The sequence below is a fragment of the Colwellia aquaemaris genome, from assembly GCF_057548755.1.
Genome location: NZ_BAAJLV010000002.1, coordinates 679,647 through 691,958, shown reverse-complemented (window position 1 = coordinate 691,958; position 12,312 = coordinate 679,647). Strand labels below are relative to the sequence as shown.

12 protein-coding genes are annotated in these 12,312 nt (G+C 39.0%); 4 read left to right on the top strand and 8 right to left on the bottom strand.

Annotated elements, in window-relative coordinates:
- Nucleotides 1–28 precede the first annotated feature (28 nt).
- The 5 genes from AC27HL_RS09455 to astE form a co-directional block, all read right to left on the bottom strand.
- The gene (locus AC27HL_RS09455; RefSeq protein ID WP_487080720.1) at nt 29–634 is read right to left on the bottom strand and encodes a transglutaminase-like cysteine peptidase; all 606 of its coding nucleotides are present in this window, start codon (nt 632–634) and stop codon (nt 29–31) included.
- Between the two features lie 924 nt (nt 635–1,558).
- Nucleotides 1,559–3,106, bottom strand: coding sequence for a dihydrolipoyllysine-residue acetyltransferase (locus tag AC27HL_RS09450; protein WP_487080719.1), 1,548 nt, complete (start codon nt 3,104–3,106; stop codon nt 1,559–1,561).
- 11 nt (nt 3,107–3,117) lie between these two features.
- Complete coding sequence (locus AC27HL_RS09445) at nt 3,118–4,095, bottom strand: alpha-ketoacid dehydrogenase subunit beta (RefSeq protein ID WP_487080718.1); 978 nt, start codon at nt 4,093–4,095, stop codon at nt 3,118–3,120.
- Nucleotides 4,095–5,279, bottom strand: a complete 1,185-nt coding sequence (locus AC27HL_RS09440) for a thiamine pyrophosphate-dependent dehydrogenase E1 component subunit alpha (protein ID WP_487080717.1) — start codon at nt 5,277–5,279, stop codon at nt 4,095–4,097. Before AC27HL_RS09440 ends, AC27HL_RS09445 begins: the two co-directional genes overlap by 1 nt.
- Nucleotides 5,280–5,625: 346 nt before the next feature.
- On the bottom strand, nt 5,626–6,735 hold the full coding sequence (gene astE / locus AC27HL_RS09435; RefSeq protein ID WP_487080716.1) for a succinylglutamate desuccinylase: 1,110 nt from the start codon (nt 6,733–6,735) through the stop codon (nt 5,626–5,628).
- Between the two features lie 492 nt (nt 6,736–7,227).
- On the opposite strand from astE, the gene AC27HL_RS09430 reads away from it, so the two are divergent.
- Entirely contained in the window at nt 7,228–7,506 is a 279-nt protein-coding gene (locus AC27HL_RS09430) for a hypothetical protein (RefSeq protein ID WP_487080715.1), read from the top strand.
- 116 nt (nt 7,507–7,622) lie between these two features.
- Here the strand turns inward: AC27HL_RS09430 and AC27HL_RS09425 are convergent, their stop codons facing one another.
- The 3 genes from AC27HL_RS09425 to seqA form a co-directional block, all read right to left on the bottom strand.
- Nucleotides 7,623–8,129, bottom strand: coding sequence for a regulatory protein RecX (locus AC27HL_RS09425; protein WP_487080714.1), 507 nt, complete (start codon nt 8,127–8,129; stop codon nt 7,623–7,625).
- 199 nt (nt 8,130–8,328) lie between these two features.
- Entirely contained in the window at nt 8,329–9,975 is a 1,647-nt protein-coding gene (pgm, locus tag AC27HL_RS09420) for a phosphoglucomutase (alpha-D-glucose-1,6-bisphosphate-dependent) (RefSeq protein WP_487080713.1), read from the bottom strand.
- 52 nt (nt 9,976–10,027) lie between these two features.
- On the bottom strand, nt 10,028–10,579 hold the full coding sequence (seqA, locus tag AC27HL_RS09415) for a replication initiation negative regulator SeqA (RefSeq protein ID WP_487080712.1): 552 nt from the start codon (nt 10,577–10,579) through the stop codon (nt 10,028–10,030).
- A 231-nt stretch (nt 10,580–10,810) separates the two neighbouring features.
- Here seqA and AC27HL_RS09410 point away from each other — a divergent pair, with 231 nt between their 5' ends.
- From AC27HL_RS09410 to ybfE, 3 genes are all read left to right on the top strand, one after another.
- Nucleotides 10,811–11,569 (top strand): alpha/beta fold hydrolase, encoded by a 759-nt coding sequence (locus AC27HL_RS09410; RefSeq protein ID WP_487080711.1) that lies wholly within the window; start codon nt 10,811–10,813, stop codon nt 11,567–11,569.
- Between the two features lie 210 nt (nt 11,570–11,779).
- The gene (locus AC27HL_RS09405) at nt 11,780–12,001 is read left to right on the top strand and encodes a DUF2788 domain-containing protein (protein ID WP_487080710.1); all 222 of its coding nucleotides are present in this window, start codon (nt 11,780–11,782) and stop codon (nt 11,999–12,001) included.
- 12 nt (nt 12,002–12,013) lie between these two features.
- Nucleotides 12,014–12,301: a LexA regulated protein gene (ybfE, locus tag AC27HL_RS09400; protein WP_487080709.1), complete on the top strand. Its 288-nt coding sequence runs from the start codon at nt 12,014–12,016 to the stop codon at nt 12,299–12,301.
- Nucleotides 12,302–12,312 lie beyond the last annotated feature (11 nt).

Here is a 12,312-nt window from a genome sequence, read left to right as displayed (position 1 = left end):
TGCAAGGATTATGAAAATTAATCGCTTTTCAATGCTTTTGACGTGCTTGCAAAGCACTAAACTTAGGAAGAATATCTGTATTATTAACAAGGACTTTTTTATGGTTACCGGATACTTTCCACACCGATTGTTCATCAAAAATATAATTTAGATGAAAGCCTTTCAAGCTGCGCAAGTATTTAACACGATCTGTGGTATTGTCTAATATCAGCGGGTTATTGACATTGTCATTGGCGTAATACGCTAAAACAATGTGTGGTATAGTTTTTTGCTTTTCACTTGTTACTTTTACAAAACTATCAACATCGGCTTGTATCAACTTAAGTTGGGCCTTTGGCACACCAATGCGTATCAGCAGTTCACGCTTTAAAAAAGCATAGTCTTCACAATCTCCTTTACCACTTTCTAGCGCTTCAATTGGTGCAGCCCAATAATCCAATACGCCGTATTGCTGTTGGTCAACTTGATAGGTTAGCCGGTGGTTTATGGTGTAATTTATCTGCTTTATTATTTGACGTGTGGCCGTAGTAGTATTCGATGAAAACTTTGCCGGACTTCTTTCACTCGTCAGTTGGCTACACCCTGACATTAACACTAATAGTGCTATTAACAATACAAACTTTTGAGACAACATAATACCGAAATTGCTAGCGGTCAATACTAACGGCTAACTAAGTAAAATAACGTCTATTTTAAAGAATAGCTAACAACATACTGTTAAGAGATGCAACATACAGCGTCAACTTGTATATGATGGAAGCTTACTAAGTTATTAATTTATAAAAAATATAATTAAACGGTTTCATTAAATAGAAACTTTATCTTACCTTACACCAACTTTGTAACAAAAACGTCACATCAGCCAGTTAGAATAGCGTTATGGTTATTTGTATTGATAACTCTCTCTAGCATAATTTTTGACATCTTCCCTATGTCTTTCGCCCTAAATCGTCTCGTATGGTTTAGGGCTTTTTTATCTTTTCTAGGGAACTAGTGATTGATATATCAAGGTAAGAAGTCTAGTAAAAGCGAATGGTTGAGGCATTGCCTACATGAATGTAGGTACTTAGTTTTTGTCTGGAACTTAAAAACTGACCGTACATCCTGTACATATACGCTCTTTCACATCGACATATATGGAGGTATTAATGCCTTGTAGCCATGGATGCCTTGTAGCCATGGATGGCTTTGAAAGGCCTGAACTTACATGCTCCTGTGCATCTATGCACCCACGATATTGCCTACATGGATGTAGGTACTTAGTTTTTGTCTGGAACTTAAAAACTGACCGTACATCCTGTACATATACGCTCTTTCACATCGACATATATGGAGGTATTAATGCCTTTTAGTCATGGATGGCTTTGAAAGGCCATGTGACCACGTTATACCGCACATCCTGTACATATACGCTCTTTCACATCCATGTGACCGCGTTATACCGTACATCCTGTACATATACGCTCTTTCACATCCATGTGACCGCGTTATACCGTACATCCTGTACATAAAAAAGCCTGCATAAAGCAGGCTTTCAAAATCAAACGATCAATAATAATTAGGACATATGCACTAACATATTGCTTGGTTCTTCAAGGAATGACTTCCATAAATTACAAAAACGAGCAATGGTGCCACCGTCAATAATGCGATGGTCACCAGACCAACTTACTTGCATAATTGAACGTGCTTCAACTTCACCTTTGTCGTTAAAACGTGGCAATTTTTGCAACTTACCAAGTGCAACAATAGCAGACTCTGGCTTGTTGATTATAGGTGTAGCAACCGTACCGCCAATAGCACCTATGTTTGAAATAGTAATAGTACCACCTTTCAAATCATCCGTAGCAACTCGACCTGAACGAGCATCATTAGTTAAACGTGTAATATCGCCTGCTAAGTCTAAAATAGATTTAGTTTGAACTTGTTTAACATTAGGTACTAATAAACCAACTTTCGAGTCAACCGCCATACCAATGTTATGGTCGTCAAAATACGTTAGTTCTGTGCAATCATCATTAACTTGCGTATTCACTAACGGGAATTGCTTCAGCGCTAACGACATAGCTTTCATAAAGAATGGCATCATGGTTAATTTAATATCTTGCTTAGCGTAAACTTCTTTAAGTTCGCCACGCAATTTAATCAAATTAGTCATATCAATTTCTTCACAGTAGGTAAAGTGAGGAATGGTTGATACTGAATTCACCATAGCTTTTGCCATTGCCGCTTTAACGCCGCGAATTGGCTCAACACGTGTACCACCTGAAACCGCGTTAGCAACTACTGCAGCGGTTGCAGAGACAGCTGGCGCTTCATTAAAAGCAAGCACGTCTTCTTTATAAACACGGCCTTTTTTACCACTACCAGGAACTTGATGAATATTAACATTAAGTTCACGAGCAACGCGGCGCACTGCTGGGCTTGCTACCGCTTTTTCATTTACTACTTTTGTCGTTGCAGTATTAGCAGGTGCCACTGGCGCTTTAGGCGCAGCAGCTTGAGCAACAGGTGCAGCTTTAGGCGCTTCAACAACAGCAGCAGTTTGCCCTGTCGCGGCAATTTCAACCGCAAACAATGGTGAATGAACTTTAGCAATTTCGCCTTTTGCATAATAAAGCTTAACAACTTTACCGTTATGCATGGCAGGAATTTGCACTAACGCTTTATCTGTCATGACATCTGCAATCGGCTGATCTTCTTCAATCATATCGCCTTCAGCCACTAGCCATTCAACTAATTCACATTCAACAATACCTTCACCAATATCAGGCAAAATGAAATCTTCTACTTGCGTGCCTGAAGCTGCAGCAGGTTCGGCTACTGGAGCTGGCGCTTCAGCTGCGGTTTCAACTGAGGCAGATTCATCTGCAGGCGTCATAGCAAATAAAGGCTGATGAACTTTAGCTATATCGCCTTTGGCGTAATAAAGCTTATCAACAACACCTGAATGCATAGCTGGAATTTGCACTAACGCTTTATCTGTCATTACATCAGCTACCGGCTGGTCTTCTGCAATCACGTCGCCTTCTGCTACTAGCCATTCAACTAGTTCACATTCAACAATACCTTCACCAATATCTGGTAATATAAAATCAATACTCATGCGATAAAGTCCTAGTAATTCATACTGTTTTTAATGGCTTCGTAGATCTTCAAGTGATCTGCAGCATATTCTTTTTCTAGTGCTAACGGATATGGTGTATCCATTCCACATACACGTGCAATTGGCGCTTCTAAGTGTAAGAAACACTCATTCTGAATTGTTGCGGCAATTTCACTCGCAAAACCAGCAGTTAATGGAGCTTCTTGGCTAACTACAAAGCGGCCTGTTTTTGTAACTGAATTAGCAACAGTTTCAACATCCCAAGGCAAAATGGTACGTAAATCGATAATTTCACATGAAATACCGTCAGCTGAGGCTAGCTCTGCTGCCTTTTCTACGATCTCCATTTGAGCGCCCCACGCTAATAACGTGATGTCAGTGCCTTGTTGTACAACTTCAGCTTTACCTAATGGTAACTGGTAATCTTCTTCGGGTACTTCGCCAACCGATGCACGATATAAACGCTTAGGTTCGAAAAATACCACTGGGTTATCATCACGAATTGACGCAAGTAATAAACCTTTCGCTTGATATGGGTTACGTGGCACAACCACTTTTAAGCCAGGTGTATGAGCAAAATAAGCTTCTGGTGATTGACTGTGATATAAACCACCAGCAATACCACCGCCGTATGGCGTACGAATAGTTAGTTTACCGACATCAAATTCATTACCACTACGGTAACGAAATTTAGCCGACTCGTTCACAATTTGATCGAAAGCTGGGAAAATATAATCCGCAAATTGGATTTCCGCAATCGGCGTACTACCTTGAGCCGCTAAACCATTGGCAAAGCCAATAACACCTTGTTCTACCAATGGCGTATTGAAACAACGGTTTTTACCGTACTTTTCTTGTAAACCACTCGTTGCACGGAATACGCCACCAAAGTGACCGACGTCTTCACCAAAACAAACTGCACGGTCATTTTCTGCCATTACGGTATCAAGCGCGTTATTAATCGCTTGTAATAAATTCATTTGCGCCATTACTTAATTCTCCCTGCAGTAAACGGGTAAGCTTGCGGATACTTTTTAATATGCTCTTTTAATTGTGCAAGTTGTGCTTCTAACATAGGTGGAGCTCGATCGTAAACGTCAGTCACTAAGTCTTCAACAGGTGGTTTATCAATTTTTTCAGACACTTTCACAGCAGCTAATACTTCATCGCGAAGTTTTTCAAATAACTCGGTTTCTTGTGTTTCATCCCACCAACCTTGTGCCAACATCCAGTTCTTCATACGAAGAATCGGGTCATGTTCTTGCCACTTAGCTTCTTCTTCACGGGTACGGTAGCCTGAAGGATCATCAGAAGTTGAGTGAGCACCTAAACGGTATGACATGGCTTCAATCAGCACTGGCTTGCCTTCTTTAACTGCATATTCACGCGCCAATTGCACTGCAGCAATGACTGCTAAAATGTCGTTGCCATCGATGCGTAGAGTTTTCATACCGTAACCAACACCACGTGAAGCAATACCATTACCTACGTACTGTTCATCAGACGGCGTTGAAATGGCATAACCATTATTACGACAGAAGAAAATAACTGGTGACTGATGTACTGCAGCCATATTTAAACCGGCGTGGAAGTCACCTTCAGAAGCTGCACCTTCACCAAAATAACAAATGGTAACAGCGTCTAAGCCTTGCATTTTTTGCCCGTAAGCATAACCAGCAGCTTGCGGAATTTGTGTACCTAACGGCGATGAAATCGTCATATAGTTCAATTCATTACTACCGTAGTGAATTGGCATTTGACGACCTTTGCCTAAATCTTTTTCATTACTGAACATTTGGTTCATAAAGTTTTCAAGGCTGAAACCTCGGAACATTAATGCACCTTGCTCACGATACTGGGCCATGATCATATCTTGATCTTTTAAGCCTGCAGCACCACCAACACTTGCGGCTTCTTCACCGAGTGCAGCCATATAGAAACTAATGCGACCTTGTCTTTGTGCTGCCACCATACGCTCATCTAAAACGCGGTGAAAAGCTAGCGTTTTGTAGGTTTTCGTGGCAAGTTCTTGATCAATTTCCGGCATAGTGGCATTTTCATAAATGCTACCGTCTTGCTTTAATATTTTAAGGATTGGAATTTCAACTGAATGACCATCAATAAAAGCTGGTTGGTGTACGACCGGGCTTTCGTTATATATGTCAGTGTTCATAGCCTTCTCTTTTTTTATTAACCTTGAATGACAAGGTGACATTTTATATTCACATAATTTTTACCACTGAAAGTATAGAAGCTTTCACGGCAAGGTGAATATTTATGTCATTGTTATGAATTGTTGGTTGTAATAATCGCAAGCACTTTACCTTTACGTAAACTGAAAAACAAGTTTAGTGATCAAAGTTAGCGCTTTTATTTACAAAACGGCGAGCATAATTCTTTACAGTATTGCTCGCCGTTAAATAGTTGACCAATTGCTTAGTTATGCAGATGCCATTTGTTATGCAATATACACTCTTCAGGTATTGATTATTTGCCTTTAGCCTAAGCTCCTAATTCATTTAAGTAAGTGTTGTTGGCGTAACAGTTAATAAGGCACGCTGACCAATAGCAACATTGGCATTTGGGAAAATAATGGCCTCGCCATCTTGTTGGGTTTTTATTTCATTTTCGCCATCAATTGCTAATACATGGCCTTGTGGGAAGTCAGTAAAGTTTTCTACATCGTCAGCAAAAGTTAATGAAAAATCTTCATGGTGACGATCAATCACCTGCGATATTTCATACAAATTAAAGTCTTCTGCTTGGTACGGCGTTAATTCAAGATCTTGCCCTGAAACTAAACGAGTCAATGTTTCACGTACTTGGCTAAACTGCGTCATATCATTTTCGCCAAACGGGCGAACTTTACCTAATTCAACCGTAAAGGCATCTGCGCCAAATTCATTTGAAGAAAAATAACTAAAAGTCGTTGTTGGTGAGTGCGACAGTAATATAGTACTAACGCCGCAAGCATTAAGAAACTCTAATTGTGCTTTTTTACGAGGCGCGCCATGTAAAAATGGATAAACAGCAAATTTGTCGCACTTAGAGCCGCGAATCGCGGTATGCAAATCATAATGACAACGATGACGTTCACCGCCATTAGCACAAGCTAATTTACTGCCAGTTTCAAAAAACTCACGTACGGTATTTTCTAATAATAATGCGCGATGACGCTCTTTATTAATTAAGCCAGGGCCATTGCCTTGGTCTTGTGAATGACCGCCCGAAAATAAACGATTCATATTTTCTTCAACAAAGCGCTCAGCAATGTTCATTGACGCCGGGTTACCAAAAATAAATAACACGCGCTCAGCTAATGCTAATTCACCACGAATAAGCTGACTAATAATATCACTACAAATTTCAATTGGTGCGGTTTCATTACCATGCACCGCGCTTGATAAGACAATATCTTGACTAGTTTCACGACCAATAGGGTCAAAGGTAATTAAACCGGTTTCTAAAACCGACACTCTGCTTTTTGTTTGCGATGCTTGATGAATAACTTCAAAGCTAAACGCACCGCCGGGCAGTGACCATTCATTGGCACGAGTTATTGATAAGAAATCACCACTTTGTTGTAAAGCAGATGCAAAGGCACTGGTTGAATTAGATAAGTCATTCACGCGGTTTCACCTATTTGTTTTGTCGAATGAAGTTGTCGACTGTAGTTATCGAATATTAATGAGCCGCAAATAATTTTCAGCAATCGGTCTCGTTAATTAGTGCGGGCTATTATACCGATTGGCTTAGTGAATTCACTATTTAGTAAAAATTAAAGGTAGCCATTAAAGCACTCGCGAATAAAAACAGCTAATCATCATCACCTTACACTAACAACATTGATTTTTGCTCTTTTTTAACTATAAACAAGCTTTTAACGTTTAACTGGCGAAGATAACACCAAACAAATTACCACTTATAATCAATTACTTAAATAAAAAAATCAAAGCTAAACTAAGGGGTAGGAGAAAATTTATTTAAAAATTTATCAAAAAATGTAATAAAACTGGATAAGCCGAGACTATGTGTTTGTAGTAGGCATTCAAGCAATTGAATTTAGCTATGCCTCCCGAATAGAATCAGCTGATTATCAGCACAATAAATAGGAGCTTCGCATGACAAACTTAGAGATTCTTTTACTCATGAGCGTTATTTTTTCACTCTATATTTTTGGACTTTACATTGATAAGCAATACAACCTTCGTGTAATTGACTGGCTAAATGGTAACAGTGATACACCTTTTGCAAAGCAGGAAGAAGCACAGTTAACAAGCTCAGAAAGAGCGCAAAAAATAGAAGAGATCACCGCATTAAAAGCTCGAATTGAAGTACTAGAAAAAATAGTCACGGAGCCTGCCTTTGAGTTAAACCAAAAAATTAACGCACTAAAATAGTGCTAACTTTCAATCGGCTTAATTTACATAGCGCTCTCTTTAGTTGTTGCTGTTCTATAGATAAAATAGAACAGCTTAACTGAGCAGATATATTAAACTTATTGTGATAACCCTAGCTAATACTCATCATCAGCTGAATAACCAATAACTTTACTGGCAATAGCATAGGAAAAGCCTTTGGTGATCAAATGCCGTAATGCTTTCTGTTTTAGCTTCAAATCTTCAATTGGCTCAGCGCCAAATTTACGAATTTTTAGTGCTAGCGCCTTATTAAAGTAATCGTCGTCACTTGTTTCTATACCGCTAACGCATTCGTTAATCACTTGTGAGGTAAAACCTTTTACATAGAGCTTTTCTTTAATTTTATTTGGGCCGATATTTTTTTCTGACAAGCTCAGTGTTAAGCGTTGCGCATATCTAAGGTCATTAACAATATCGCGCTCAATTAAATAAGCTAAAGCAGGTTCATTAAATTGAGTATCATCTTTAAAGCGTAAGTTTGCCTTTTGCAGCAGTTTTTTAGCAGAGTAATCACCGTAGCGCTCAATTAACCACAACATATATGATTTTACCCGCTCGTAGGAAATCTCTTGTGGTTTGGCATCTTGCTTTCTTTTATACATTGTTTATGTGTAATTAATTAAGGCTATAATTGCTGATTATAACTACCCAACTATAGCTTTTGAAGTTTAAACCTCGAACAACTATTTGTGAGTAAAAACAATCAAGTTAAAAATAAAAAGACGCCAATTGGCGCCTTTAATTCTCAGTCACTAGCAAATTGAATAATACGCTCTATTCAACACATCCTCTAATACTCAGTTACAAGCCAGCATCGGCAAATGCTGCACTAACTAATAATTGTGCTTCGCTAATAATTAATTGTAAATGCGCGTCATCAATAAAGCTTTCTGCGTATATTTTATAAATATCTTCAGTGCCTGATGGCCGCGCTGCAAACCAACCATTTTCGGTACACACTTTAATACCACCAATTGCAGCATTATTACCCGGGGCATGCGACAATATCTGCGTGATTTTTTCACCCGCTAAAATATCGGTGGTAATTGCATCAGGTGTTAATGAGGTTAGTACTTGCTTTTGTTGTAAGTTAGCTACCGCTTCAACACGGCCATAACATGGCTCGCCTAGCTGCTGTGCTAGCTCTTGATACAATTGGTAAGGGTCTTTACCTGTTACGGCCAACATTTCTGCAGCAAGTAAGGTCATGACAAAACCATCTTTATCAGTTGTCCAACAACTGCCATCACGGGCGATAAAAGAAGCTCCTGCACTTTCTTCACCGCCAAAGGCATAGCTTGAATCATGCAAGCCATCAACAAACCATTTAAAGCCTACTGGCACTTCAGAAAGTGGTCGGTCAATAAGTTTTGCAACACGGTCAATCATTGAACTTGAAACTAAGGTTTTACCTATTTTCGATGTTTCGGGCCAGTTTCTGTGGGTCATTAAATAGTGAATAGACACCGCTAAATAATGATTCGGGTTCATCAAACCACCTGATTTAGTGACAATGCCATGGCGGTCAAAGTCAGGATCATTACCGACGGCAATATCAAACTTATCTTTTAATGCGATTAAACCAGACATCGCATAAGGCGATGAACAATCCATGCGAATTTTGCCGTCTTTATCTAGCGGCATAAAAGCAAAACTGGCGTCAACAACAGGGTTAACTACATCAAGTTTCAAACCATATTTTTTGGCAATTACCGGCCAATAATGAATGCCTGAGCCACCAAGTGGGTCAACACCAATATGAACACCTGCTTTTGCAATAGCCTCCATATCAATAACTTGGCTTAATTCGTTTACGTAGAATTCAATAAAGTTATCACGTGATAATAAAGGAGACTCAAGTGCTTGGGTATAACTGATACGTTTAACATCAAGCAAATCATTGGCAATAATATCGTTAGCGCGTTGTTCAATAACTTTAGTTATTGCGCCTTCTGCGGGGCCACCATGTGGCGGGTTATATTTTATGCCACCGTCTGTTGGAGGGTTATGCGAAGGTGTAATTATTAAGCCATCCGCTTGAGATGACTGCACTTTATTATGCGCAATAATCAACCGAGAAATAACCGGAGTTGGCGTAAAACCTTCATCGTTTTGAATAACAACCGGAACATTATTAGCAATTAACACTGAAATCGCGGATGCAAATGCAGGCTCCGACAAAGCATGGGTATCTTTACCTAAATACAAAGGCCCTTGAAAACCCTGTGCTTGACGATATTCAGCCACAGCTTGGCAAATGGCTTCAATATGATTCTCGTTAAAGCTTAAATTGCTGGCATTACCACGATGCCCTGAAGTACCAAATGTTACTTTTTGCTCTGCGATAGTAATATCAGGCGTTTGTAGGAAGTAATCACTCACTAAACGCCCAATATTAATTCTATCTTCTGGTCTCACGGCTTTACCTGCATGTGGATGAATTGCCATTTCATTTCCTTGTCCGTTATTTAACGTTTTTATCTAACCAATAAATAAGTAACTAGAGTAAGTCACGAATATCTTCAATATCCTGTTCGTTATACCCCAACGCACGCCCTACCTCTGTTAGCATCATTTTCTTGCGTGTAGTATTTGAATTCGTGATCACCCAATATGGGCTATCAGGAATTTGTCGTGGTTTTGTACTGCTGCCGCTTGCGGCTAATTCTGCTTCACTAGCAGCAAAATACAAACGGTCGCGACCACGAATTTGACATACCGCTGAAAACTGCTGGTTATGTACACGGTACAGTGCCGCAAGAATAAGTAAAAAACGACCAACAGCACCACGCTGCATTGCCAACTCTTCTTTGTTGATATAGTTAAATACCGAGCCATCAACATCTGTAGTTGTCGCTGCTTTTGGCGTTTCAACTGTTTCAGAAGTTTGGCCTTCAACCGCAACCGGCGCAGGTTCAGCTACGGCTTCAGATGCGGTTTCGTCAGGTAAATTAATTAGACGACGTAAAATCGACGAGGCACTTTCGCCAATATACTGAGTGTTTGAAGCAATATGCTGATAAAGTTCTTCATCTATTTCGATGTTTTTCATTGATGACCCTAGGAAAATTATTATAGATCGCGGCAAGATTATACTTACCTTAATAGCAAGTCTCTATAGTGGATCGATAAATGAGAGAAATATTTTTTAAATTTACATGCAGCCGTTAGTCATGGCACTGGTATTAAAGTTTCTATAGCAACTTGATTGCAACAGCCCATAAAAACAACGACAATTTACCTATTAATACTCTATCTACTCAGAAAAAAGGCCAAATCAAGCATGCTATTAAACTTTCAACAACTCGGTAGCGGTAAAGACATAATTCTCATTCACGGGTTATTTGGTCGACTCGAAAACCTCAACATGGTTGCTAAAGTTTTATCAGAAAATTATCGAGTCACCAGTGTTGATGTACGAAACCACGGCAATTCCTTTCATCACGAACACATGGATTACCCAAGCATGGCGCAAGATGTTGTAACCCTTATGCAACACTTGGCAATAGCAAAAGCCACTATACTTGGACATTCTATGGGGGGAAAAATTGCCATGGAATTAGCACTAACCTGTCCTGAGTTAGTTGAAAAGTTAATTGTTGCTGATATTGCCCCAGTCGAATATCCACCACACCATAATCAAATTATTGCAGGCCTTAAAGCAATAGATTTTAGTCGCGTGACTAAGCGAAAAGATGCTGACCAACAACTCGCACAATATGTAGATGATATCGGCGTTCGTCAATTTTTATTGGGGAATTTAACTAGTAAAAATAATCAGTTTTCATTTAAATGCAATATTGACAATATCAATAACAACTATTCTCACATCATGAAAACCTATCAAGGTGACACCAGTTACAATGGGCCAACATTATTTATTAAAGGTGCAAATTCGGATTATATATTGCCAGAGCATAAAGCAGAAATTATTAAACTGTTTCCCCAAAGTCGTGCTCGGGTAATTCAAGGGGCTGGTCACTGGTTACACGCAGAAAAAACAGCGGCCTTTAACCGAAGTGTCGAAAGTTTTTTAAATTAACTTTAAAGTTTCTGGCCAGCACCTTGATCTAGTTCTAATTTTACACAAACAAAGCTTGTATAATCAAAACAGTAAAAACATTTTGCGCACAGACTATTAGTTATCTGCTGTATAAAATAGCGATAACAAATTCGCCTATCGCAGTACAAAATTAATGTGTTTAAAAGCAACGGTATGCTATAGTGCGCCCTGAAAATTTTAGGGTTGATTATGTTAGCAGAACACTTTGAATTAGTTGAAGCCATTGGGCTGAATTTATTTTTTGCTTTTATCTTTATTTTCATAGGGTTATCAATCCATGATGTAATGAAGAAAAACGATGTTCCAAAAATGGGAAAATTTGTAGTTTATTTTGTACTGTTTTTAGGATGCGCAGGTTTTATTGCCAAAGGCATTATTCAGTTTGTATGGGAAAGCCAAGGTGTTGGATAAGTAAATAAAAAGATGGCGAAAGAAGTAGCAGATTTAACAACCATTGACTTATTTAGCAATGAAAAGCGTCCGGGGCGACCAAAAACGAACCCTCATTCGCGAAGCGTGCAAGTTAAAATAAATAAGCGCAATCAAGTTAAGCGCGATAAGAACAAAGGTTTAAAGCGAGTAGAGTTTAAATTACATCAAGATATATTTGAACGCTTAGATGCTTTAGCAAAAGATAAAGGTGTTAGTCGAAGTGAATTAATAGAGTCGCTATTAATTCGGTCGCTTGATACCAACAATATTAAAGATTAGATAGATATAAA